The following is a 24,504-nucleotide window of genomic DNA, read 5'->3' as shown; positions in this document are numbered from 1 at the left end:
AAGCCGCTGCCCGTCTGGAGGTCTATGATGGCTGAACAATCCGACTGTCTGAAACTGCACCCGAAGGACACGGTCTCAATCCTGACTGTGAATGCCAATGCCGGTGCTACACCGCTGGGCTCTGGAGTGCCGCTTGAAAAGCCAGTCACCCGCGGCCACAAGATCGCCAATGTTGATATTCCCGAAGGCGGTGAAATCTACAAATTCGGCCAGTTGATCGGCTATGCCTCACGTCCGATCAGGGCTGGTGAACATGTCCATGTCCACAACTGCTCGTTCGGTGATCATGGCCGTGAATATCAGATCGGCGCCGATCTGGAAGCCGCAAAGGCAGCCATTCCCGAAGTCGCCCCGCGCACATTCATGGGATACCGGCGTGAGGATGGCTCTGCGGGAACGCGCAATTATATCGCCATTTGCGGCACGGTGAACTGTTCCGCCACGGTCATCCGCAAGGCGGCCGACATCATCAACCATTCCGGCATTCTGGAAAACTATCCCAATGTTGACGGCGTGGCCGCCTTTGCCCATGGCACCGGCTGCGGCATGGCCAATTCCGGCCCCGGTTTTGATAACCTGCAACGGGTTCTCTGGGGTTACGCAACTCATCCGAACACCGGTGCGGCGCTCTTCGTCGGCCTTGGCTGTGAGCAGATGCAGCTTGCGCGGATGCGCGAAATCCATGGTGAGATGGATGAAAGCCGTTTCTTCATGATGACCATTCAGGAAAATGGCGGCACGCAGAAATCCATCGACATGATCGTCGATCACATCAAAAAACTCCTGCCGAAGGTCAACGAGGCAAAGCGCGTTGAAATCCCGGCATCAGAACTGAAACTGGCGCTCCAATGCGGCGGCTCGGATGGTTTTTCCGGCATTACCGCAAACCCTGCACTTGGTGTTGCTTCAGACCTTCTGATCGGAATGGGCGGCGCGGTCGTTCTTTCCGAAACACCGGAGATTTATGGTGCTGAACAACTGCTGTTGCGCCGTTCTGCCAGCGAAGAGGTTGCACAGAAACTGCTGACCCGGATCAAATGGTGGGAGGAATACACCGCAGCGGCCCATGGCTCGATGGACAACAACCCCTCCCCCGGCAACAAGCAGGGCGGCTTGACGACGATCCTGGAAAAGTCGCTTGGTGCAGTGGCCAAAGCGGGCAGCACGCCGCTGGCCGATGTGCTCGAATATGGCGAGCAGATTCGCGAAAAGGGGCTCCTGTTCATGGATACGCCCGGTTATGATCCGGTTTCGGCAACCGGTCAGATTGCAGGGGGCGCGCAGATGCTGGTGTTTACCACGGGCCGCGGCTCTGCCTTTGGGTCCAAGCCCACACCGACAATCAAGGTTGCCACCAACTCGGCGCTGTTTGCCTCAATGCCCGATGACATGGACCTCAATTGTGGAGACATCCTTTCCGGTGGCGCCAGCATTGAGGAAAAAGGACAGGAAATTCTCGACTATGTGCTCGCAGCCGCGTCCGGCCAGAAAACCAAGTCAGAGATTTTGGGCCTTGGCGATAATGAATTCGTGCCGTGGCAGGTTGGCGCAGTGATGTAAGCCTCTTCAAACGCATTGCGCGTTGTCCATAACACCGGGCGATTGGTCAGCATCGCCTGATGTAGCTGAAGTTCCTGACAGGTCAGGGTAACGAAAAACCGGGTTCGGCTTTCTCGCCCGACGCTCTCAGCCGGTTGTATATTTGCAGCCGGCTTTTTCATTTCACACTGAAATACCGTCTCGCCTGGATAGATCCGACAATGCCATCTGCGTTGATTGGCCGCATATCCAGGTCTATTTCTCCTTAGAATCATTCTACGAAATTCTATACTTCTTTTATATTTTTCAATTACTTATTAAAACTTTCAGTTTTAGGTTAAGTATCTTGCGCAAAGTCACTCAGCGTGGCATAGATTAGCAGTCGAATTGAGAAGCATTCGCAGATCTTGGCTTTGGCCGCTCTGCAAATAGCTGACCTTTTGGCGCATAAACGACTAAGACTTTGTTCTCCGGCCGATGCTGCTTTTCTGACACTCAGCGGGTCGTGCCGCGCAAAGCCTGTTCCATTCGAGCGATCTTTTGAGATCAATGGAGAAGGTGCATGAACAATCCGGCGTTGGAAACCGTCCTTGCAGGCAGGATTGTCTCACTCGACAACCTGCAGCCGGGCGAAAGCGGCATTGTAGAAATCGTCGAAGCAGGCAGTTATGAAAACGGCCTTTCTGTTCGATTGCGAGCGCTTGGCGTCAGTTCATCACATCAGGTTTCGATGCTCCGCCACGGCTGGTTCGGTGGTCCGCTGGTTGTGCGCGCCGGTAAAACCACGGAAATCGCAATCCGTCGCTCGGAAGCAGAGCTGGTCAAGGTACGCAGGATCTGACGAACCGTTACGCTGTTTCAGCATTTTTCCTACGTCCTCCTGCAGGAATATCTCCCTCAAAGAGAAGCGCATATTTAAAGCGCTCCGGGTCAGACAAAACACAGTATGACCACTCCGGTCCGTCGCATCAGATGTGGGGGCCGGACAATATTTCTGGATGCCATGATGAGTCACTGCTCCCCCGCCGAAGCCAATCTTGATCTGAACGATGTACCGCGTGTTGCAATGCTCGGTCAGCCGAATACCGGCAAATCGATGCTTTACAACCGCATCACCGGGGCCAATGCCTATGTCGGTAACTGGCCGGGGATCACGGTTTCGCTCTCCAACGCCCGCATCAGGCTGGATGGCCGAGAAGTCGAGTTCGTCGACCTGCCCGGCATTTATGATCTCGAGGGGTATTCCGAAGATGAAACGGTTGTCGCCAATTTCCTCAAAACCTATCCCGTCGATCTTCTTGTTATTGTTATCAATGCCAGCCAGATCGACCGGCAAATTCTGACACCGCTTCAGGTTCAGAAGCTGGGCATTCCAGCTGTCGTTATGCTCAATATGTGCGATGAGGCCCGCAAACATGGCATCGAAATCGATCCGGAAGCCCTTTCAGCACGCCTTGGCCTGCCGGTTCATCTCATCAGCGCCAAATATGGTGAAGGCTATGCAGATGCCATTGAAACGGTCAGCCGGTCGCTGAGCGCGCGCGAAAACATGCCGCCGGTTCTGGCAGATTACGACACATTGCGCTCAACGCTGATGTCGGAGGAAACTCTCGCTGAAGCCCTGAACGGTGCAGTGAAATATCCGGACACCCCGCCGAAAACGCTGACGGAAAAGCTGGATCGGATCCTGCTTCATCCCGTCCTCGGCCTGCCGATCTTCTTCGCGGTAATGCTGCTTGTTTTCTATATCGTCTGGGCTATCGGACTGCCATCACAAGACTGGGCAGGCTTTATCACCGACAGTATTCAAAGGTATGCGCTGGAGCCGGCCTTAAGCCTCGGTCCGGCATGGCTTCAGAATTTTGTCATCAATGGCATCTGGCTTGGCGTCGCGACGGTCGCCTCGTTCATACCCCTGATCATGCTGTTTTTCTTTTGCATGGCAGCGGTAGAAGACTCCGGTTATCTCTCCCGCGCCGCCTATCTGATGGACGCCTTCATGCGCCAGATCGGCCTGGACGGCCGTGCATTCGTAATGCAGATGATGGGCTTTGGCTGCAATGTGCCGGCATTGATGGGTACGCGCGTGATGCGCTCACAGCCTTTGCGCCTGCTTTCTATGCTGATCATCCCGTTTTCGCTGTGTTCGGCGCGACTGGCTGTTTTTGTCTTCATCATCGCAGCCGTATTCCCTGCATCGCAGGGACCACTGGTGCTTTTCTCATTTTATATCATCAGCTTTGCCGCGGCCTTTCTGGCCGCTGCCATTTTCAGCCGGTCAAAACAGTTCAAGAATACAGAACCGTTTGTGCTGGAGTTGCCGCCCTATCGGGTGCCGACACTCAGGCAGGTCTGGCTGCGCGGGTATGGCGAGCTGCGCGAATTTCTGCGTCGGGCCACACGCTTTATCATCGTCGGCACGATTGCAGTCTGGTTTCTGACCAATTTCCCGACTAATGCGACCGGGCTTGAAACATGGGGTGGGCAGCTCGGTGAATTCCTGCAACCGGTGATGGCTCCCATTGGCATCAACCCGTACCTTACACTGGCGCTGATTTTCGGATTTATCGCCAAGGAAGTCGTGATCGGCTCATTATCGACGATCTATGCCATGTCTTCAGGCCTCGTCGCGCATCAGATCGCCATCACAGTTTCACCGGCAGCAGCTTATTCCTTCTGCCTGTTCTGCCTGCTTTACACCCCATGCCTGACAACGGTTGCCACGGTAAAGGCGGAAAGCAAATCAACCGGCTTCATGGTCTTTTCACTGATCGTATCGCTTGTTTATGCCTGGGTTGTGGCGTTCATTTTCTATCAGAGTGCCTTGCTTCTGGGCTTTAGCTAGAGACTGCCACAAAACATTCTCTTTCGTTTTCGTCAAAAAATGTGTAAGAGCGCCCTCATGACTAACGGGCGCCCCCTCCCCATTTTTGTTTGACTGCGCCCCAGCCCCAGAGATTTATAGTATGGCACTTCGCAATATCGCGATTATCGCGCACGTTGACCATGGCAAAACGACACTCGTCGATGAGCTTTTGAAACAGTCCGGCGCATTCCGTGAAAATCAGCGCGTTGATGAACGCGTAATGGACTCCAACGACCTCGAAAAAGAACGCGGCATCACTATTCTTGCCAAGGCAACATCGGTCGTCTGGAAGGATACCCGCATCAACATCGTCGACACGCCCGGCCACGCCGACTTCGGTGGTGAGGTTGAGCGCATCCTGTCGATGGTGGATGGCGCCATCGTTCTCGTCGATGCGGCTGAAGGTCCGATGCCGCAGACCAAGTTCGTTGTCGGAAAGGCGCTCAAGGTTGGCCTGAAGCCGATCGTCGCGATCAACAAGATCGACCGCCCGGATGCCCGCGCTGACGAAGTCGTCAACGAGGTGTTCGACCTGTTTGCCGCGCTCGACGCAACCGACGAACAGCTCGACTTTCACATACTCTACGGGTCTGGCCGCGCAGGCTGGATGAACACCTCACCGGAAGGCCCGACAGATCAGGGTCTCGGCCCGCTTCTGGACCTGGTTGTCGATCATGTTCCCGAGCCGCCGGTTGCCGAAGGTCCGTTCACCATGATCGGTACGCTGCTGGAAGCCAACCCCTATCTCGGGCGCATCATCACCGGCCGTATCAATTCAGGGACCCTCAAGCCAAACCAGCCCGTCAAGGTTCTGGGGCAAGACGGCAAGACCGTCGAAACCGGTCGCGTGTCCAAAATTCTGGCTTTCCGTGGCATTGAACGGCAGCCGATCGAAGAGGCTCAGGCAGGCGACATTGTTGCCATTGCCGGTCTTTCCAAAGGCACCGTGGCGGACACGTTCTGCGATCCGTCAGTAACCACGGCGCTGACCGCACAGCCGATTGATCCTCCGACTGTTACGATGTCATTCATCGTCAATGATAGTCCGCTTGCAGGCACCGAAGGCGACAAGGTGACGAGCCGTGTCATCCGTGACCGGCTGTTCAAAGAAGCCGAAGGCAATGTCGCGCTGAAAATTGAAGAGGCTCCGGGCAAGGAATCCTTCTATGTCTCCGGTCGCGGCGAGCTTCAGCTTGCAGTGCTGATCGAAACCATGCGCCGCGAAGGCTTCGAAATTGCCGTTTCACGTCCGCGTGTTGTCATGCACAAAGACGAAGAAACCGGCCAGCTGATGGAGCCAATTGAGGAAGTCGTCATCGACGTTGATGAGGAGCATTCCGGCGTTGTTGTTCAGAAAATGGCTGAGCGTAAAGGCGAGATGGTCGAGCTTCGTCCATCCGGCGGCGACCGCGTTCGCCTGCGTTTCTTCGCGCCGACGCGCGGCCTGATCGGATATCAGTCTGAGCTTTTGACCGATACGCGCGGCACAGCCATCATGAACCGCCTGTTCCACGACTATCAGCCTTTCAAGGGTGAGATCGGTGGACGTAATCAGGGCGTTCTGCTTTCGAACCAGTCTGGTGAGGCCGTGGCCTACGCGATGTTCAATCTGGAAGATCGCGGCCCGATGGTCATCGATCCCGGCGATAAGGTTTATGCTGGCATGATCGTCGGCATCCATACCCGTGACAATGACCTTGAAGTCAATGTGCTGAAAGGCAAGCAGCTCACCAACATCCGATCCGCCGGCAAGGATGAAGCTGTCAAGCTGACGCCGCCGGTTCGCATGACACTGGACCGCGCGCTTTCCTGGATTCAGGATGATGAACTGGTGGAAGTTACGCCGAAATCGATCCGTCTGCGCAAGCTCTATCTGGATCCCAACGAACGCAAGCGCTTCGAGAAATCGCGCGCTGCCGGCTGATCCGTTGATCGTTGTTTATGTTTTAAAAGCCAGCCTTTCGGGGCTGGCTTTTTTTGTGACCATGACCGGAAATTCAGGCCAGCCAGTTTCCGATGCGTTCAATTGCTTCGCGAATCTCGGCTTCCGTTCCTGCATAAGAAAGACGCAGAAACTGGTTTCCGCTGACGGGATCGAAGTCCGCCCCCGGCGTTGCCGCAACATCAATTTCTGACAGCATTCGCTTCGAGAACGCCATGCTGTCATTTGAGTGGGCACTGACATCGACATAGGCATAAAACGCACCGTCCACCGGAGAGACAACCGGCAGGCCAATCTCTGGCAGTGCATTGACCAGGAACGCTCTGTTTTTACGATAGATCTCCCGATACTGATCAAGCTGCGCGCGCGCCTGAAGCGCAGCCTCTGCGGCAATCTGAGAAAACTCAGGTGCGGAAATGTAAATATTCTGCGCCAGTTGCTCAAACACCCGGATCAACCGCTCAGGCAGAACCATCCAGCCGATGCGCCAGCCGGTCATGCAATAATATTTAGAAAACGAGTTGATGATGATCGCCTCATCGGTGACGGCCAGAGCGGAGACCTCTTCACCGGAAAAAACCAGACCGTGATAAATCTCGTCGGAGATGAAGGCCGTGCCGCGCTCGGAACACCAGTCTGAAAGATGTTTCAGTGCCGCCCTGCCGGTGACCGTGCCCGTCGGGTTGGCGGGGCTTGCCAGAAGAACGCCCTTGAAACGAACGCCGTGTTCTTTTTCTGCCGCTTCAAGACTTTCCGGTGTGATGGTGAAATCATGCGCCCTGTCAGCCTCCACCTCGATGACCTTCAGATCCAGAGCCTTCAGGATATTGCGATAGGCCGGATAGCCCGGTCGCGCGATTGCAACGGCATCACCGGCATCAAACAACGCCAGGAACGCAAGATTAAAACCCGCTGACGAGCCCGTTGTCACTGCGATCCGCGCCGGATCGATCTTCAGCCCCATGCGCGTCTCATAGTCTTTTGCGATCGCGACACGCAGTGACTGCAGACCAAAAGCATCGGTATAACCGAAATGCCCGTGAGACAGAGCATTCCGCGCCGCATTCAGAGCAAGATCTGGTGCCGGATGCGATGGCTGACCGACAGCGAGCGAAATAACCGGCTTTCCTTCGGCTTTTCGTCTGTTGGCTTCTGCGAGAACATCCATCGCCAGAAATGAATCGATATCGCTGCGACCGGAAGGCGTGAGCATGGAACAATCCTTATCTTGGTTGGAACCCGAACCGCCCCTCGTGATCCGGACTCGTTTTTTTTTAAAGCGGGCATGCGTCGTTCATTGTCGTTCTGGGTCGTTCTGGACAGAAAAGCCCAAAAAAAGAAATTTTGATGGTTGAAACGGGATAAACCACACACTCAGTCTGGACAATGCCGACATTTCCCCACATTTGGTTCTTACGCGATAAACCACCTTATTGACCGTTTGAAGGGGAACGCATGTCTGCGAAGGGAACGACACTGGCAGTTGCAGCTGTTTTTGCAACAGCGATCGCAACGGCAGCCGCCACGACTGCTGCGATCTATCACTATGGCACGCCGGGAAGCGACCAAAACGAGACACAAGCTGCTGCTGTCTCTGAAGATCAGGATATTGGTCCGCAGATCCGCGATTACCTTCTTGAAAACCCTGAAATCCTTCTGGACGTTCAGGCCGCGCTCAGAGAAAAGCAGGTGGCCGAACAGCAAAAGGCTGCGGCCGAAGTTCTCGCCCAGAACCAGGAAAAGCTCTATCAGCCCGACTATGATTTCGAGCTGGGCAACCCGGACGGCGCCATCACTGTTGTCGAATTCTTCGACTACAATTGCGGCTACTGCAGACGTGCGCTGGCAGACATGGATGAGCTTATCGCAACGAATGACGATGTGCGCTTCATCCTGAAGGAAATACCGGTTCTCGGCCCAGAATCTGAAGCTGTGCAGCGGGTTTCTTACGCTTTCATGCGGATCGCTCCTGAAAAATACGAAGACTTTCACCGGGCCCTGATGCAATCCGGCGGTCGCGCAACCGAAGATACAGCACTTGCAGTTGCGGACTCTCTTGGCTTTGACGCAGAAACGATGCAGCAGGCAATGGTTGATTATCCTGGCGATGAAGCCCTTCAGGAGCATTTCGCGCTCGCAAGCTCCATCGGCGTCAATGGCACACCTGCCTATATCGTGGGAGACGCCTTAATCAGTGGTGCTGTTGGCGCGGACACGCTGCAGGATCGCATCGATAATGTAAGGGAATGCGGCAGCGCGACCTGCTCTTGAGGCAAGAGCATTTCTTCTGATCCCGCAAACCACAATTAACCAGGCCCTTTTAGTATCCGCTGAAAGGGCTTTTCCTGAAAGGCGTGAGCGTCTATAGGTGGTCTCGAAACTGGAATTGACGTATGACACGCACTGTCTTTGTCCTAAATGGTCCGAACATCAATCTTCTGGGCAAGCGCGAGCCTGGTATCTATGGTGATATGACGCTCGCTGCAATCGAGAAAGCTTGCCGTGAAGAAGCTCAGTCTATCGGTTTTCAGATCGATTTCCGGCAGACAAACCACGAAGGCATGCTGGTTGACTGGCTTCACGAGGCCGATGATGCAGCAGCAGGTGTGGCAATCAATCCAGGGGCCTATGGCCATACGTCCATAGCGCTTCACGATGCGGTCCGCTCAATATCCATACCGGTTGTTGAGCTACATATATCGAATATTCATGCCCGTGAGGAATTCCGCCACAAGAGCATGATCGCCCCGGCAGCGAAAGGCATGATCTGCGGCTTCGGTCCGGACAGCTACCTGCTTGCACTTCGTGCGCTGAAAAACCTCACGGAATAAAAAGAACAAAGGAAAACACCCATGGCAGACCAGAAGAAGGCAATCGACGCAGAGCTGGTGCGTGAGCTTGCCGTCATCCTGAAAGACACCGACCTGACCGAGATCGAAGTCGAGCATGATAACCTTCATATCCGGGTTGCACGTGAGATCACCGTCGCTCCGGCAGCGCAACAGGTTTCTTATGCGCCTGCGCCCGCTGCAGCACCCGCGCCTGCTGCAGTGCCTGCCCCGGCAGCAGCTCCGGCCGCTTCGAGCAAACACGACCAGGCGATCAAGGCCCCGATGGTTGGCACTGTCTACCTCGCCCCTGCTCCTGGCGCGCGTCCGTTTATCGAGGTCGGTGCCAACGTTAAGGAAGGCCAGACGCTTCTGATCATCGAAGCCATGAAAACGATGAACCAGATTCCGGCGCCGAAGAGCGGTAAGGTCGTTGAAATTCTGGTCGACGACGCGCAACCGGTCGAATTTGATGAGCCGCTGGTCGTAATCGAGTGACGGATCCAAGAGCGATGTTTTCGAAAATTCTGATCGCCAATCGCGGCGAAATCGCGCTTCGCGTTCAACGGGCCTGCAAAGAGCTTGGCATTGCGACCGTCGCGGTCCACTCCACCGCCGACGCCAACGCCATGCATGTGCGGCTAGCCGATGAAAGTGTGTGTATCGGCCCGCCCTCATCACGCGATAGCTACCTCAATATCCACCAGATCGTCGCCGCTTGCGAGATCACCGGCGCCGATGCGGTTCATCCAGGTTATGGTTTTCTTTCGGAAAATGCCAAGTTCGCTGAAATCCTTGAAGCGCACGGCATCACCTTCATCGGTCCGACGAGTGAACATATCCGCATGATGGGTGACAAGATCACCGCCAAAACAACAGCGGAAGATCTTGGCATCCCGGTCGTCCCCGGCTCCGGCGGCTCCGTGGACACGGATGAAGACGCACTGCAGGTTGCCGATGAGATCGGATATCCCGTTCTGATCAAGGCCACGGCTGGCGGCGGCGGTCGCGGCATGAAGCTTGCCCGCTCGAAGGATGACCTTCTGGAAGCTTACCGCACTGCGCGCGGCGAAGCTGGTGCAGCCTTTGGCAATGATTCGGTTTATATGGAGAAATATCTCGATACACCGCGTCATATCGAAGTCCAGGTCTTCGGAGATGGCGAAGGTGCCGCTGTTCACTTGGGTGAGCGCGATTGTTCGCTTCAGCGCCGTCACCAGAAGGTGTGGGAAGAAGCCAATTCACCGGCACTCAACGTCGAGCAGCGCATGAAGATCGGCGAAGTCTGTGCCGAAGCCATGCGCAAGATGAAGTATCGTGGTGCAGGCACGATCGAGTTTCTCTACGAAAACGGCGAGTTCTATTTCATCGAAATGAACACCCGCCTTCAGGTGGAGCATCCGGTGACAGAAGCCATCACCGGCATCGATCTTGTCCATGAGCAGATCCGGGTCGCAGCAGGCGCCGGGCTTTCTGTCACGCAAGACCAGATCTTCTTTTCCGGTCACGCGATTGAATGCCGTATCAACGCTGAAAACGCGGCCACGTTCCGGCCTTCGCCGGGCACGATCAGCCACTTTCATGCGCCCGGCGGTCTTGGCGTTCGTATCGATTCCGGCGTTTATCAGGGCTATAAAATTCCGCCCTATTATGACAGCCTGATCGGCAAGCTCATTGTGCATGGCCGCACACGTGTGGAATGCATGATGCGTCTGAAACGCGCGCTCGACGAGTTCGTGGTTGATGGCATTGACACGACCCTGCCGCTTTTTCAGGATCTGATAGCAAATCAGGACATCGCCAATGGCGACTATGACATTCACTGGCTTGAGCACTATCTGGAAAACAAGGCAAAATAGCTGAGAGGCCATGGAAGACAAGGCAGCAAAAGGCAGCGGAATAACGCCGGAACTCCTTTTGAATGCTTATAGCATTGGCCTGTTTCCTATGTCTGAATCAGCCGAAGACACAGAGCTTTTCTGGGTCGAGCCTGAGATCCGCGGCATCATCCCTTTAGATGGGCTGCATGTATCGCACAGCCTGCGCAAATTCATGCGCAGGCAACCCTATGAAATTCGATTCAACCATGACTTTGATGGTGTCATTGCCGCCTGCGCAGAACCGGCGCCTGACCGGCCACAAACATGGATCAATGCCGAAATTCGCGCGCTCTATAATGAGCTGCATCGCATGGGACATGCGCATAGTGTTGAGGCTTATGAAGATGGCCGGCTCGTCGGTGGCCTCTATGGCGTGTCGCTGAAAGCGGCTTTCTTCGGCGAAAGCATGTTTTCACGCCGCAGCAATGCTTCAAAAATTTGCCTCGTTCACCTTGTCGAGCGTCTTTCCGCCAACAATTTCCTGCTTCTCGACACGCAATTCACCACAGAGCATCTGAAAACAATGGGGGCGATCGATCTTCCCAAGGAGGAATACATGACGCTGCTGAATGCAGCACTTGTCTGGCCCGATCAGCCGTTTCCCTGAGGTCGTAATCTAGCGGTTATTGAATTCAGCCAGCCACGGCTCTGCAGGGTTTGGCCGCTCATAAGACAAACCCTCTTTCAAAAGCCATTGAGACAGGTTCTCGAAAAAAACATCGGACGAATACTGTGCCGGACGATAGCGGGTATTCCATTCGCCGGGCATAAACTCTCCGTCCGCATTCCGGCGCCCGCCGCTCCAGTCATCCCAGGGCGCCGAAGCGTTAATGTGCGCTCCGATCCGCGAATTCATGATGACGCATTTGCCAACCGCTTCCAGCACATCGAGTGAAATCGTCCCCTTCGGCGGATGATCGAACTCGGACGTTTCAGCCAGATGGGTCTCATAACCCTCGATATTCGGAACGCCATAAGGCGTTGCTCTGACGGACTGAAACCACTGCCGACCGAGTGAAAACGTTCCCTGCTTCGCAGCCACGCTGTTGTCATGGGTGAAATCGCAATCGTTAAAGACAATGCCGTAACGCGTCAGCATATTGGTTGACGGCGCGACGACATAGGTGTGGGAAACGCGCGAACCAAGAGAGCGGATTTCGCATCGCTCGAAGAACGCCGTCGAACGGCCAAAAATGAAATCGATATCACCTTCGATATAGCAGTTTGTATAAAACGACCGGACGGTTTCGCCAGGCACCCGACCCTTGAAATAGAGTGTATCCTGAAAGCTTTTGAAACGGACATTATCGAAATGTACGCAGTCGGCATTATGGATCAGTGCGGCGACGGCCTGATGCCAGCCTTTGGAAAATTGCCCGGCATCGTTTTTTGGACCGCCTTTGCCGTGATCACACTTGGAGTTTTCATCAGCGCGGTCACAGTTATAGCTGTTGTGGATGGTCAGATTCCTGGCCTGAAAGCCATCATTCTCGACCCGAAGCACACAGGCATTCTCCGTTGATAACCTTGGCAACGTCGCATTGGCCCGGAAGATATCACGGATTTCAGGGGCAAGACCCTCCATAGCGGCTGAAAACGCATTGCGGTAGGCTTCTCCTGACATGCCCTGATCGATCGCAATACGAATGGTCGTGTTTTCAGCATTCTGATCTGTTCCGTAAAGGGTGATGGGAACCGACACGCCATCAACGATCAATCTTGGAATATAGACCAGTTCTTCATAGAGACCGGGCTTCACAGCCACATAGAAGCGCCTGTGCGCCCTTGCATTTCTGGCATCAGTAACAGCCTGGCTGATGGCTGCCTGAATGGTCCCGAAACATCCGTCTTCGTTTTTACTGACAGTATAGTCCGGGATGACCGACGCTTCGCCTTTCATAAAAAGGTCTGCCTTCGGATCCCACGGATCAAGGCATTCAGCGCCAGCTCTGCCGGTATATTTTAAAACTTCAGAATAATGGAAATACCTGGCTTGCTCTGCGTTGAGCTGCGGGCGGGCGACCGACATAAAAGACCTCCTCAACAAAAAACAGGCCTTCGCCAGTCAGCAAATGCCTAAATGCAGACTAGCATATTTGTTGGTTCAGAAAATGCAAAAAGGCAACCGGTACCCGCTATGCCGGCTTTTAAAAGGCTCCAAAATCCAAGGCAGTCGCAGCCTATAAAGCGAAGTAGTAAACGTTCACTGAGAGCCAGTGTCGACACGCTCCGGCGGGGGCACATCCGCCTGCTGGACGCAATCTGTCAGCCACACATCATAGATCGGATCCTGCACGGCATTCAGCGCTGGCGAGTCGGCAAACATCCAGCCAGAGAAGATACGACCGATCTCGTTTTGCAGAGAAACCTTATCAACCTGTACAAAGGCATCAATCTGCTGCTTCTCGGTATCGTCACGCGAGTAACAGACACGCGGTGTCACCTGCAAACGGCCAAACTGAACAGTCTCACCGACATAGGCATTAAACGTGTAAGTCCGGCCGGTGATCTTGTCGATTCCACCGAACACGGCCACCGGATTTTCGACGCGCGCAGCTGAAGCCGGAACGCTCTGCATCCCCCCCGTAAAAGCGGTAAGTGCCAGCAGTGCTGTTACTGCCTGCCCGATTTTCTTCCCAGCTATAGCCATCATATCCCTCATGCAAAAAGCGCGACCCATGGCCGCGCTTTGAAATAATACCGGACCGCAAACTGGCTAAAGGCAAAATGCGGCAAAACGCGGTCAGCTTCCGGGGGTCCAGGCGTCGTAATCGCCAGTCACCTTCGGGCGTTCACCCTTCACGGCAAGCGAACCCGGCGGACGGTAAGACTGTGCTGTTCCTGTACGATTCGGGTGATGGGGCTTTTCCCATTCCCGGGCCGTATAAGTCTGCTGCGGTGGGGGCGTGTCCGTGCGATGATGCATCCAGCCATGCCAGCCGGGCGGGATTGCAGAAGCTTCTGCATATCCGTTGTAAATGACCCAGCGGCGCGTCAGACCGTAGGTCGATTTTCCACCTTCGTAATAGACATTGCCAAACTGATCTTCGCCAACTTTCTTACCGAAACGGCGGGTGAATACGTCGGTTCCGATCGTAGAACCGTTCCACCAGGTAAACATCTTCGTCAGAAAATTTGCCATCTTTCATCCTTCGTCACGACAGGCAAAGCGGGCATAAGCCTAAAAATCCTCGCCCAGTGTATGGCGCTTAAGGCCGCGCTTGTCCAGAGGCTTCGGTCACGCTTCGGGCTACTTAAGCTTCATTTTAAACCCAAGATGGGATTGTCTGAAACCCATGCGCTCATAAAAGCGGTGCGCATCTGTGCGCTGGGCGTTGCTCATCAGCTGAATGAGGCGGCACCCACGGATATGAGCCTCGTCAATTGCGGCCTGAACCATTGTCTTGCCAATGCCCTTACCGCGATAATCCGGGTGGGTCTGAACCGCTTCGAGAATCAGATTGGCACCGCCGCGTCCGGGTAAGGACCGCGAATATGTCGTCTGAAAAGTACCAACAATGCCGCCATCCGATTCGGCCACATAGAGCGTGTCATTCGCAGACGCGGCAATCGCTTCAAAGGCTTCGCGATAGTCTGAGAATGCCTCCGGATCCGTGGTATCCCCGTGCCCGCCTTTATCGTCGCTTGCGAAAATCGCGACCAGCGCTTCAAGGTCTTCTGCCCGCGCCTCGCGAATGACCACGTCTTTAAAATCAGGCACCGGGCAGGTCCTTTTCCATGACGATCGCCGGAATACCGGCACCACAACCACCACTGTCTTCCGTACGCCCGGTTTCGGTCAGACCATGCGCCGCATAAAAAGCCCGTGCAGCTTGGTTTTCCGGCTCAACCTCAAGGCTCAGCCGGCGGGCATTGGGAAAGCAGGTTTCGATTTCCGCGAACAGATCCCGGCCAATCCCCTGACGCTGAAGGTTCGGGTGGACATAAAGCTGACTGAGATTGACGACGCCTGTGCGATCGTGATCCGGTGCAGCATAGGCCATACCGCCGATGCGCGTGCCGCTGTCTGCAACCAGGAATTCACTATCCTTGCGGTTCATACGCAGCTTAAGCGCATTGGCAGAATGCCAGCTTGCAATGATTTCGTTGACCTTCGCCGTCCCTAAAATATCATCATAGGTTGCGTGCCAGGTCACTTCCAGCAGATCGCGAACGGCGTCGAGATCGCTTTCCATGGCGGTTCGGACAAAAAACAAACCTTACTCCTCGACGCCGAGTTTTTCCTTCACCAGCTTCTGCACAGCCTGCGGATTGGCCTTGCCCTTGGAGGCCTTCATCACCTGACCGACAAACCAGCCAGCCAGAGACGGCTTGTCCTTGACCTTTTCGGCCTGCTCGGGATTGTCCGCGATAATATCATCGACGATCTTTTCGATCGCCCCCATATCCGTGACCTGCTTCATACCGCGTTCTTCGACGATCACTTTCGGGTCACCGCCTTCGTTCCAGACGATTTCGAACAGATCCTTGGCAATCTTCCCGGAAATCGTGCCTTCCTTGATCAGATCAAGGATCGCGCCCAACTGCTCGGGCGAAACGGGCGTCTCATCAATGCCCTTACCAGCCTTGTTCAAGGCGCCCAAAAGGTCGTTGATTACCCAGTTTGCGCCAGCCTTTGCGTCATGACCGGCAACAAGCTTTTCGTAATAGTCAGAAACAGCCTTATCGGACACCAGAACAGATGCATCGTAAACCGAAAGACCAAACTCGTTGATGAAGCGGGCCTTTTTATCGTCAGGAAGCTCCGGCAAATCCTTTGCCAGTTCTTCGATAAAGGCATCATCGAATTCGAGTGGCAGCAGATCGGGATCGGGGAAATAGCGGTAGTCGTGCGCATCTTCCTTGGAACGCATCGACCGCGTTTCACCCTTGACCGGATCAAACAGGCGGGTCTCCTGATCAATCGCGCCGCCCTCTTCCAGAATATCAATCTGGCGACGCGCTTCGCTCTCGATTGCCATGCCGACGAAACGGATCGAGTTCACATTCTTGATTTCGCAGCGCGTACCAAAGTCCTCACCGGGGCGACGGACGGAGACATTCACATCCGCGCGCATCGAGCCTTCATCCATATTCCCGTCACAGGTGCCAAGGTAACGGACAATGGTGCGCAGCTTCGTCACATAGGCCTTCGCCTCGTCCGCAGAGCGCAAATCCGGTTTGGAGACAATTTCCATCAGCGCCACGCCGGAGCGGTTCAAATCGACAAACGACATGGACGGATGCTGGTCGTGCATCGACTTACCCGCATCCTGCTCCAGATGCAGCCGCTCAATACCGATTTCGATATCCTCGAAATTGCCCTTCTTGTCCGGGCCGAGCGAAATCGTGATTTTGCCCTCACCGACAATCGGGTCCTTATATTGAGAAATCTGGTAGCCCTGCGGCAGGTCGGGATAAAAATAGTTCTTCCGGTCGAAGATCGAGCGCTTGTTAATCTGTGCTTTCAGACCAAGTCCGGTGCGCACCGCCTGTTTTACGCATTCCTCGTTAATCACCGGCAGCATACCAGGCATAGCGGCGTCCACCAGCGAAACATTGGCGTTTGGCGCCTTGCCGAAGGCGGTGGATGAACCTGAAAACAGCTTGGAATTGCTGGTGACCTGCGCATGCACCTCCAGACCGACAATCACCTCCCAATCACCGGTGGCTCCGGGAATCAGGCGTTTCGGATCAGGCGTGCGGGTATCGACAATGGTCATGGTCAGCTCGTCATTCACATTCGAAGGTTTGCTTTGTGAGGTAGAGCAATTGCGCGCCTGACGCAAGCGGCTGAACACGCCGGATGTGCGCAATTGCTTGACCTTATCCGGAAGCTTGACTATCTCAAGGCTGACAATCAGGAGTTTTGATGTCTAACCATATGGAATCCCGGTAAGGGCCCTGCCCGCTTTCTCTGAAGTATCAGGGACGCGCGTGCGCAGTGGCCAGAACGATAAGCCCCGCCATCGCTTAAGATGTGCGGCAAAGATCGTTTGCGCTCTTTTAAAAAAGAGCGCCGTGTACGGATTTCAGAACAATGGACATTTCGCGCGACGAACAGCGCATTTTGCATCTGCTGGCTCAGGGCGGCAGAATCGAGCTCATCCGCAATGACAGCAGAAAGATCGACCGGATCGATTGCTACACACGGGAAGGCTGGCGTTTTCCCGGTGTCGATCTGATTTTGTTTCGCAAACTGAAGGCGAAACGGGCAATCCGCTCAACACGCGGACGACCCTACCAGATCACGCAGCGCGGCCTGGAACTGGTCAGAAGCCAGCCGGATAACAGATAAAACAGCCAACAGAGGGACGCGGCTATCCGCGTTCCTCACACACTATCCTCAATATCCGCCTTCAGCTGACGATACTCGGATCCCAGCGTGCCGCCGGGCGGTGTGGTGCCCGCACGGCGGTACCAATAACCGGCATTCCAGCTATCGCCTTCAATCCGGTGACACAGCGCATGACCACGGTCAAACAACGGCGCACCTTCATAGGCCTGACAAATGGCATGCAACCCTTCCCATTCAGGCCCCATGGAAAATCCGGCAGCTGCCAGCTTATCAAGCGCAATCGCCAGTTTTTGTGTCTGATCGACAGCCATTCAAGCCTCCTCGAAATTTATCACGACCATGATGTGATCTTTGGAGGATCCGCTTTCAAGAGTTTCGTCGCATCCACCAATTCCTCAGCTGGCAGCTTCGGCCCGTTTTACGTCTGTCTTAAACCTCGCAAGGTCACGGCCTTTCAACTGCCCCTCAATGATGAAATGCACATGCATGGGGTTTACCTTGCGGCCATTGACGATGACCTCGTAATGAAGGTGAGGACCAGTCGCCAGACCCGACTGGCCGACATAGCCGATGATATCGCCCTGCTTCACTGCCACACCGGATTTGATGCCCTTGGCAAATTTGCTTTGATGACTATAGGCTGTTTTGTAACCGAAGCCGTGATCGATCACGATCTGCTGACCATCGCCACCATCCCGGCCTGCAAAGCGAACGATACCATCTGCAGCCGCATAAATCGGCGTGCCCACAGGCGCTGCCCAGTCGACACCGGCATGCATGCGGGTTGTCTTCAACACGGGATGACGGCGCATGCCGTAGCCAGACGTTTTCCGGCCATCCGGCACGGGATTGCGTAGCAGATACTGCCCCAGCTTTTCGCCTTTGGCGTCGTAAAAGGCCATGCGACCGCTATCAGGATCTTTAAACCGGTAGACATTGATTTCGCTGTTGCCAAACCGCGCAATCAGGTCGAAAGCAGAAGAGGCACCCGTCAGCGAATCCTCTCCGCTAGCTGCCGGAGAGGCATAGGACAGACGAAGCCGATCATCCGGCCCGGTGTCGCTGGCACCTCCGTCTCCACTGGCGGACTGAACGACGAAGTGGTTGCGGGCCTGTGTCTCCGGATTACCGGAAGGCAGGGTTGAACACGATGCCACTGTCACCAGTAGCGCTATCAACAGGAGGGTTTTGGTCTTCACGATCACATTTCTTCTGACGCTTTGAAAGCGCGCAGACATATTCAGAAATGCGTCTAAAACCCGCAAAATCGGTGATCATTTAGCGGCTGAGGCCGCCGAAACGCAAAAAGAGGGCACTTAAGCCCTCTTTCGTATTCACTGCCTTACACCAAGCAATCAACTGGCTGATAAAAGCCCTACCACCACTTTTCAGGGGTAAAGCGTCCAGCGGCCTTTTCAATGACCGAAGCCGTGCGGAACAGCGTCTCTTCATCGAAGGGCTTACCGATAAGCTGCAGACCAAGCGGAAGCCCCTTGGCGTCGACACCGGCAGGCACAGAAATGCCCGGTAGACCAGCCATATTGACGGTCACCGTAAAGATATCATTCAGATACATCTTCACCGGGTCTCTGGCGAGCTCTGTATCGGCAATACCAAAGGCAGCTGACGGTGTCGCAGGCGTCAGGATGGTATCGACACCCTGTGCGAAAACATTTTCGAAGTCACGCTTGATCAGGGTGCGAACCTTCTGGGCTTTCAGATAGTAGGCATCGTAATAGCCTGCCGAAAGCACGTAAGTCCCAATCATAATGCGGCGCTGTACTTCTTCGCCAAAACCTTCTGCACGGGTCTTTTCGTACATGTCGGCAATGTCCTTGCCGGGCACGCGCAGGCCGTATTTCACGCCGTCATAACGTGCAAGGTTTGAAGACGCCTCGGCAGGGGCGACGATGTAGTAAGCCGGCAACGCGTACTTGGTGTGCGGCAGGGAGATATCGACAATCTCAGCGCCGGCATCTTTGAGCCACGCAATACCCTGGCTCCAGAGTTTTTCGATTTCTTCCGACATACCGTCAACACGATATTCTTTCGGAATGCCGATCTTCATACCCTTCACGGACTGGCCGATGGCGGCTTCGTAATCCGGCACTGGCAGATCGACGGAGGTCGTATCCTTGGCATCAACGCTGGCCATGGATTTCAGCAGGATCGCTGAATCGCGCACGTCACGGGCAATCGGGCCTGCCTGATCCAGCGAGGACGCAAAGGCAACCACGCCCCAGCGCGAGCAGCGGCCATAGGTCGGCTTAATGCCGACTGTGCCGGTAAAGGCTGCGGGCTGGCGGATCGAGCCGCCCGTATCCGTTGCCGTTGCGCCGGCGCAAAGCCATGCAGCCACGGCAGCAGCAGAACCACCCGAAGAACCACCGGACACAAGCTGACGGTCTGATCCCTGTTCGCGCCAGGGGTTGATAACCGGCCCGTAATACGATGTCTCGTTCGAAGAGCCCATGGCAAACTCATCCATATTGAGCTTGCCCAGCATAACCGCACCGTCATCCCAGAGATTCTGGGTGACGGTGGACTCATACTTCGGCTTGAATCCGTCAAGAATATGCGAGGCGGCCTGAGTGTGAACATCCTTGGTGCCGAACAGGTCCTTGACGCCGAGCGGAATACCTTCCAGTGCTCCGCCCTGCCCCTGAGACAGCTTGAGATCCGAGGCTTTGGCCATGGCCAGAGCGCGCTCGGGTGTCACCGCGACATAAGCGTTAAACGTACTGTTATGATCTTCAATCGCTTTCAGGTAAGCGGCCGTCAGTTCAGTCGCGGTAATATCCTTCGCCGCAAGCTTGTCGCGGGCCTCGGCGATGGTCAGGCTGGTCAGTTCGGTCATTTCTGTCACTTCAAATCAGGGGAGCGTCTTGGCAAAGAAAATCGAATGCTTGCTGGGCGCATGGTCGAGAATCTTTTCGCGACGCGAAAATCCTGCTTTCTCCGCAAAAGCAATTGAATCATCGAGTTTGGCATCCGTCACCATCACAAGCTCCTTGAAGCCCTCAGAGGCGGCAAGAGAGCTGATATGGCGCAAAATAGACCGGCCAATGCCGTGTTTGCGGTAAGCAGGCTCGGTGAAAAGCCTCTTGGCTTCTGCCACACCGCCGGAATGGCGCACCAGCGAACCGGTACCGACAGCTTTGCCATCCACGCGCGCAACGAAGGTTGTTGCACTGGGGGAACTGACATCGACAGAAAGCTGATAATCAATAACGTCCGATGACGACATCGCCGTCATCGAAGATTTCAGTTCAACGAAGAGCGTGCGCAGCGAATCGTCATGCGGGCTTTCGATATCAATAATGGGACGTACCATACCTCACTCCACGACTTTAGGTACAAGAAAGAAATTCCGTTCCGTCTCCGGCGCATTGGCGACAATATCGTCGGCCTTGTTACCGTCGGTGACGACATCTTCGCGCTTTTTCATGTCCATGGGCATGACCGAAGTCATAGGCTCAACGCCATCAACATTGACCTCTCCCAGTTGTTCGACAAAGCCTAAAATCGCATTCAGTTCACCGGTCATACGTTCTGCACCATCGTCATCGACAGCAATACGGGCCAGTTTTGCAACGCGTTTTACAGTGGCGGTGTCCACGGACATGAAATTTTCTCCGGATCAACAGTTTCATCAACCGCTATAAAGGGCTGAGCCTCCCTTCGCAACGGGGCATTTCTTCAGAAACTGATTGCCTCGCCCGGTTTCGGCGTTTTCACCACGGTGGAGGACCCGGCCATCCCCTCTACAAAGGCATCCGGTGTCTGATCGATAATCGGGAACGTGCCATAGTGAATCGGGATTACAGCATCAAAATTGAAATAGCGCTTGCAGGCCAGCGCCGCCACAGCTCCCCCCATCGTGAAACGATCCCCGATTGGCACCAGACCGATCGCCGGGCCATGAAGCTCGTTGATTAGGGCCATATCGGAAAAAATATCTGTATCCCCCATATGATAGACAGTCGGTTCATCATCTATGTGCAGCATCAGACCGTTAGGATTACCCAGCGCATGCGACACCCCATCTTCTGTCAGGAATGCGGACGAGTGAAGCGCATTGGTGAAGGTGACCGTGAAAGAGCCGAAATCGACCGTGCCTCCGGTATTGCCGGGCTCCAGCTTTTCCAGCCCCTTGGTGGAAAGCCAGGACGCAAGATCCGCATTCGCGAGCACTGTCGCACCGGTTTGCCTGGCGATTTCAACCGTATCCCCCAGATGATCGCCGTGCCCATGCGTCAGGAGAATGTGAGTGACGCCTTCGGTGAGCTTTTCCCGGTCAAGCCCCTCAAATGAGGCATTGCCCGTAAAGAAAGGGTCGATCAGGATTGTGGCCTCAGCCGTTTCGATGCGAAATGCGGAATGTCCAAGCCAGATGAGCTTCATTTTGCTTTTCCTCCTTGCGGACGGTATGTGGAATGCTTCTGACAATAAACTAATGCGGAACCGTGTCAGATTCCATGCGGGCGCACCATCAATCTGACTGACAGGAAGCAGACATGACCGTTCTGACCATCGAGAATCTGGCCGAAACCCTTGACGGTCACGCTGTCATTGCCGGGCTGGATCTTGGAACCAAAACGATTGGCCTTGCGGTTTCGGATATGTCGCGACGCTTTTCCAGTCCACGTCCGGTACTGAAAAGAACAAAGTTCACAAAAGACGCCGAAATTCTTCTGAGCTTCGCGCAAAAGGAGCGTATCGCGGCTTTTGTGATTGGCCTGCCGATGAATATGGATGGCAGCGCCGGACCTCGGGTACAGGCCACACGCGCTTTCGTACGCAATATGGAACCGAAAACCGACATCCCCTTCACCTTCTGGGACGAACGGCTCTCAACCGTTGCTGCAGAACGGGCTTTGCTGGAAATGGACGTGTCGCGCCAGAAGCGTGCAGAACGGATCGACTCAGCGGCCGCCGCATTCATTCTTCAGGGCGCGCTGGATCGGCTGAAAGCACTTTAAAAGCAGCGTCACTCCTGCGCCGGCTGCTGACCATCCTGCTCTGATTTAAACATACGCTCAGGGCTGAAAGCATAGTCCGCCAGCACGATCGCCCCCATGATGGCCGCACTGATTGGCAACTCCAGAGGGAGAAGCACAAAAAACAGGCTCATCAGGCCGACATTAATACACTGTCCGGAAATCGGGCGCATGAATACATTCATCCTTCGTTATCGCCTTTCTGACAGATTGCAGTGCGTTCTGGCAAGCGACTTTCACGCGAACGGTTAACCCGAAGCAAATATGCGGACACGATGATCATTATTTTTGAAAGTATTCTTCCAATATTTCTGACTGTGGCCCTTGGCGCTTTTTTGAAACGCCTGCCGATTTTTACCGGCGACTTCTGGTCTGGCCTGAACCAGTTTGGCTATTATGTCCTTTTCCCGGCGCTTCTGTTTACGACACTGGCGCGGGCGGATTTTTCAGATCTTGCGGCAGGCGGTATCGGCACTGCCTCTTTTCTCGGCGTCCTTGCGCTTTCCGCGCTCACCATGGCTTTGTGGTTTCCGCTGAAAAAAGCCGGTGTCGGCTCGCCTGCCTTTACCTCACTCTTCCAGACATCCACCCGCTGGAACGGGTTTATGGCACTTGCCATCGCCGACAAGCTCGCTGGCCTTGAGGGCATGGCCGTTATTGCCCTGATGATGACGGTGAACATCATCCCTCTCAACATCATCAATGTATTTGTGCTTGTCTGGTTTTCTGGTGAAGACCGGAATATCACTGCGATGATCCGCAAAATCGTCACCAACCCGCTGGTGCTTGCGTCGCTGCTTGGCATTGTTTTCAACTTCGGCGGTATTCCGGTTTATGAGCCGGTCTTCGTCACCATGGACCTGATGGCCCGCGCTGCTCTGGGCATGGGCCTTGTGCTGGTCGGCGCAGGACTGGTGCTTTCCGACGCATTGAAGCCAAAGCCGCTCGTGCTGTTGCCGTCAGCCTTCAAGCTCCTCCTGTTCCCGGTCATCATCTTCGCCCTTGCAAAAACCCTCGGTGTTTCCGGCACGCCTCTGACGATGATGGTCCTGGGCGCCGGTGTTCCCACAGCGATGAACGGATATGTGCTGGCGCGCCAGCTCGGTGGCGACGCCCGGCTTTATGCAGCCGTGGTAACGGTGCAGACAGTACTGTCGTTCTTTACGCTACCGATGGTAATGCTGGTTTTGGGTGGATGAGCTGACTGGAATAACAAGAAGCGAAACAAGGGGGCCAGAAAATGATACACCTAGGAACGAATGATCCCGCAGCAATGCAGGTGTTGCTGATGAAGATTTTGCACGAGATAGAAACAGCACCCGATTTCGGAGAGATGTACATCGCAGATGCAACTTCTGCACCTCAGCAATGGATTGCTCGGATTGGTGCACTACTGGCACGTTTAGGAATTGAGCATAAATTGGCCTTCAACAACCAGAAGTCGATCACAGTCAGATATTGGGCATTGTCCAGAGAGTCATTCCGCCAGCTGCTGGTAGCGGCAGCGGAGGAGATAAAACTCGAGTTAGAGCTCGAAGGTCACGAACATATTGGCGAGGTATATGAATCGCAGCGACAATACGATTTCCTGAAAGACCTAAGCGAGATCATTTCAGCCGCTCAAACCTCCGTTTTCGTTGTCGATCCATACTTCGATGGAGCAACATTTCAAACCTATTTTACGTCCATAGGCGGGCGGTGCGAAATAAAAGTGCTATGCGGCCGATATGCAAACGACGTAGCGGGCCATTTATCAGCGTTTAAGGCTCAATACGGCCGCGAACCGCTGCTGAGAAAAAGCAGAGACCTACATGATCGCCTAGTTATAGTTGATGGCAATGATTGTTGGATAGTTGGTGGCTCAATTAAAGACGCAGGCAAAAAACCCACATATCTAGTGCCCCTTCAACCTACAATCGCCACTACCAAGATAGCGATCTATGAAGATCTCTGGAAACAGGCAGTACCGGTGCAGGACAACAAAAGCTATTGAACTACCATACGAATAAGCCCCGCCGGATCGCTCCGACGGGGCTTTTTCGAATTGACTATTGCGCGTCGATTACTCGACGATAGAAGCCACGATACCGGCGCCGACGGTGCGGCCACCTTCGCGGATCGCGAAGCGAAGCTTTTCTTCCATCGCGATCG

General features: G+C 54.6%; 27 protein-coding genes and 1 pseudogene. 13 read left to right on the top strand and 15 right to left on the bottom strand.

Annotated features, from left to right (window positions below):
• Positions 1-24 precede the first annotated feature (24 nt).
• The 4 genes from EDC90_RS09655 to typA all read left to right on the top strand — a co-directional run bounded on the left by EDC90_RS09655 (position 25) and on the right by typA (position 6,329).
• A complete protein-coding gene (locus EDC90_RS09655; protein ID WP_132310964.1) occupies positions 25-1,560 on the top strand; it encodes an altronate dehydratase family protein in 1,536 nt (511 codons plus the stop codon).
• A gap of 541 nt (positions 1,561-2,101) precedes the next feature.
• Positions 2,102-2,380: a FeoA family protein gene (locus EDC90_RS09650; protein WP_132310962.1), complete on the top strand. Its 279-nt coding sequence runs from the start codon at positions 2,102-2,104 to the stop codon at positions 2,378-2,380.
• A gap of 162 nt (positions 2,381-2,542) precedes the next feature.
• Complete coding sequence (gene feoB / locus EDC90_RS09645) at positions 2,543-4,384, top strand: ferrous iron transport protein B (protein ID WP_245511011.1); 1,842 nt, start codon at positions 2,543-2,545, stop codon at positions 4,382-4,384.
• 121 nt (positions 4,385-4,505) lie between these two features.
• Entirely contained in the window at positions 4,506-6,329 is a 1,824-nt protein-coding gene (typA, locus tag EDC90_RS09640; RefSeq protein ID WP_132310958.1) for a translational GTPase TypA, read from the top strand.
• A gap of 73 nt (positions 6,330-6,402) precedes the next feature.
• On the opposite strand, the gene EDC90_RS09635 is transcribed toward typA, so the two are convergent.
• Positions 6,403-7,560 carry a pyridoxal phosphate-dependent aminotransferase gene (locus EDC90_RS09635; protein ID WP_132310956.1) on the bottom strand — a complete coding sequence of 386 codons (1,158 nt, stop codon included), beginning with the start codon at positions 7,558-7,560 and terminating at the stop codon, positions 6,403-6,405.
• Positions 7,561-7,802: 242 nt separating this feature from the next.
• Here EDC90_RS09635 and EDC90_RS09630 point away from each other — a divergent pair, with 242 nt between their 5' ends.
• The 5 genes from EDC90_RS09630 (at position 7,803) to aat (ending at position 11,662) form a co-directional block, all read left to right on the top strand.
• Positions 7,803-8,618 (top strand): DsbA family protein, encoded by an 816-nt coding sequence (locus EDC90_RS09630; protein WP_132310954.1) that lies wholly within the window; start codon positions 7,803-7,805, stop codon positions 8,616-8,618.
• A 122-nt stretch (positions 8,619-8,740) separates the two neighbouring features.
• Positions 8,741-9,178, top strand: a complete 438-nt coding sequence (gene aroQ, locus EDC90_RS09625; protein WP_132310952.1) for a type II 3-dehydroquinate dehydratase — start codon at positions 8,741-8,743, stop codon at positions 9,176-9,178.
• A 21-nt stretch (positions 9,179-9,199) separates the two neighbouring features.
• Positions 9,200-9,673 (top strand): acetyl-CoA carboxylase biotin carboxyl carrier protein, encoded by a 474-nt coding sequence (gene accB / locus EDC90_RS09620; RefSeq protein WP_132310950.1) that lies wholly within the window; start codon positions 9,200-9,202, stop codon positions 9,671-9,673.
• 14 nt (positions 9,674-9,687) lie between these two features.
• Positions 9,688-11,034 (top strand): acetyl-CoA carboxylase biotin carboxylase subunit, encoded by a 1,347-nt coding sequence (accC, locus tag EDC90_RS09615; RefSeq protein ID WP_132310948.1) that lies wholly within the window; start codon positions 9,688-9,690, stop codon positions 11,032-11,034.
• A 10-nt stretch (positions 11,035-11,044) separates the two neighbouring features.
• The gene (aat, locus tag EDC90_RS09610; protein WP_132310946.1) at positions 11,045-11,662 is read left to right on the top strand and encodes a leucyl/phenylalanyl-tRNA--protein transferase; all 618 of its coding nucleotides are present in this window, start codon (positions 11,045-11,047) and stop codon (positions 11,660-11,662) included.
• 9 nt (positions 11,663-11,671) lie between these two features.
• Here aat and EDC90_RS09605 read toward each other — a convergent pair whose 3' ends face one another.
• The 6 genes from EDC90_RS09605 to gatB all read right to left on the bottom strand — a co-directional run bounded on the left by EDC90_RS09605 (position 11,672) and on the right by gatB (position 16,778).
• Positions 11,672-13,084, bottom strand: coding sequence for a pectinesterase family protein (locus EDC90_RS09605; protein ID WP_132310944.1), 1,413 nt, complete (start codon positions 13,082-13,084; stop codon positions 11,672-11,674).
• Between the two features lie 174 nt (positions 13,085-13,258).
• Complete coding sequence (locus EDC90_RS09600) at positions 13,259-13,705, bottom strand: DUF2155 domain-containing protein (protein ID WP_132310942.1); 447 nt, start codon at positions 13,703-13,705, stop codon at positions 13,259-13,261.
• Between the two features lie 93 nt (positions 13,706-13,798).
• Positions 13,799-14,197, bottom strand: a complete 399-nt coding sequence (locus EDC90_RS09595) for an NADH:ubiquinone oxidoreductase subunit NDUFA12 (RefSeq protein WP_132310940.1) — start codon at positions 14,195-14,197, stop codon at positions 13,799-13,801.
• Between the two features lie 108 nt (positions 14,198-14,305).
• Positions 14,306-14,776, bottom strand: a complete 471-nt coding sequence (locus EDC90_RS09590) for a GNAT family N-acetyltransferase (protein WP_207903884.1) — start codon at positions 14,774-14,776, stop codon at positions 14,306-14,308.
• Entirely contained in the window at positions 14,769-15,272 is a 504-nt protein-coding gene (locus EDC90_RS09585) for a GNAT family N-acetyltransferase (RefSeq protein WP_132310938.1), read from the bottom strand. The genes EDC90_RS09590 and EDC90_RS09585 overlap by 8 nt, the downstream gene beginning before the upstream one ends.
• A 3-nt stretch (positions 15,273-15,275) precedes the next feature.
• Positions 15,276-16,778 (bottom strand): Asp-tRNA(Asn)/Glu-tRNA(Gln) amidotransferase subunit GatB, encoded by a 1,503-nt coding sequence (gene gatB / locus EDC90_RS09580; RefSeq protein WP_132311113.1) that lies wholly within the window; start codon positions 16,776-16,778, stop codon positions 15,276-15,278.
• 317 nt (positions 16,779-17,095) lie between these two features.
• Between gatB and EDC90_RS09575 the strand changes: the two genes are divergently transcribed.
• Positions 17,096-17,353, top strand: coding sequence for a YjhX family toxin (locus EDC90_RS09575; RefSeq protein ID WP_132310936.1), 258 nt, complete (start codon positions 17,096-17,098; stop codon positions 17,351-17,353).
• A 35-nt stretch (positions 17,354-17,388) separates the two neighbouring features.
• Here EDC90_RS09575 and EDC90_RS09570 read toward each other — a convergent pair whose 3' ends face one another.
• The 6 genes from EDC90_RS09570 to EDC90_RS09545 form a co-directional block, all read right to left on the bottom strand.
• A complete protein-coding gene (locus tag EDC90_RS09570; RefSeq protein ID WP_132310934.1) occupies positions 17,389-17,664 on the bottom strand; it encodes a hypothetical protein in 276 nt (91 codons plus the stop codon).
• A gap of 84 nt (positions 17,665-17,748) precedes the next feature.
• A complete protein-coding gene (locus EDC90_RS09565) occupies positions 17,749-18,552 on the bottom strand; it encodes a M23 family metallopeptidase (RefSeq protein WP_245511010.1) in 804 nt (267 codons plus the stop codon).
• A gap of 176 nt (positions 18,553-18,728) precedes the next feature.
• On the bottom strand, positions 18,729-20,210 hold the full coding sequence (gatA, locus tag EDC90_RS09560; protein ID WP_132310930.1) for an Asp-tRNA(Asn)/Glu-tRNA(Gln) amidotransferase subunit GatA: 1,482 nt from the start codon (positions 20,208-20,210) through the stop codon (positions 18,729-18,731).
• 15 nt (positions 20,211-20,225) lie between these two features.
• Positions 20,226-20,687, bottom strand: coding sequence for a GNAT family N-acetyltransferase (locus tag EDC90_RS09555; RefSeq protein ID WP_132310928.1), 462 nt, complete (start codon positions 20,685-20,687; stop codon positions 20,226-20,228).
• A gap of 3 nt (positions 20,688-20,690) precedes the next feature.
• Positions 20,691-20,978 carry an Asp-tRNA(Asn)/Glu-tRNA(Gln) amidotransferase subunit GatC gene (gatC, locus tag EDC90_RS09550; RefSeq protein WP_132310926.1) on the bottom strand — a complete coding sequence of 96 codons (288 nt, stop codon included), beginning with the start codon at positions 20,976-20,978 and terminating at the stop codon, positions 20,691-20,693.
• 74 nt (positions 20,979-21,052) lie between these two features.
• Complete coding sequence (locus EDC90_RS09545) at positions 21,053-21,757, bottom strand: metal-dependent hydrolase (RefSeq protein ID WP_132310924.1); 705 nt, start codon at positions 21,755-21,757, stop codon at positions 21,053-21,055.
• 113 nt (positions 21,758-21,870) lie between these two features.
• Here EDC90_RS09545 and ruvX point away from each other — a divergent pair, with 113 nt between their 5' ends.
• On the top strand, positions 21,871-22,335 hold the full coding sequence (gene ruvX / locus EDC90_RS09540) for a Holliday junction resolvase RuvX (protein ID WP_132310922.1): 465 nt from the start codon (positions 21,871-21,873) through the stop codon (positions 22,333-22,335).
• A gap of 8 nt (positions 22,336-22,343) precedes the next feature.
• On the opposite strand, the gene EDC90_RS09535 is transcribed toward ruvX, so the two are convergent.
• The gene (locus EDC90_RS09535; protein WP_132310920.1) at positions 22,344-22,526 is read right to left on the bottom strand and encodes a hypothetical protein; all 183 of its coding nucleotides are present in this window, start codon (positions 22,524-22,526) and stop codon (positions 22,344-22,346) included.
• 102 nt (positions 22,527-22,628) lie between these two features.
• Here EDC90_RS09535 and EDC90_RS09530 point away from each other — a divergent pair, with 102 nt between their 5' ends.
• On the top strand, positions 22,629-23,552 hold the full coding sequence (locus EDC90_RS09530; RefSeq protein WP_132310918.1) for an AEC family transporter: 924 nt from the start codon (positions 22,629-22,631) through the stop codon (positions 23,550-23,552).
• Positions 23,553-23,641: 89 nt separating this feature from the next.
• Positions 23,642-24,346, top strand: coding sequence for a hypothetical protein (locus EDC90_RS09525; protein WP_132310915.1), 705 nt, complete (start codon positions 23,642-23,644; stop codon positions 24,344-24,346).
• Positions 24,347-24,415: 69 nt separating this feature from the next.
• Here EDC90_RS09525 and EDC90_RS09520 read toward each other — a convergent pair.
• Positions 24,416-24,504: pseudogene (locus tag EDC90_RS09520) on the bottom strand (elongation factor Tu); the annotation flags it as partial.

This window comes from Martelella mediterranea (assembly GCF_004342225.1).
GTDB lineage: Bacteria > Pseudomonadota > Alphaproteobacteria > Rhizobiales > Rhizobiaceae > Martelella > Martelella mediterranea_B.
Note: the sequence above shows the minus strand (reverse complement) of the source record. Positions and strands in the feature narration are given on the sequence as shown.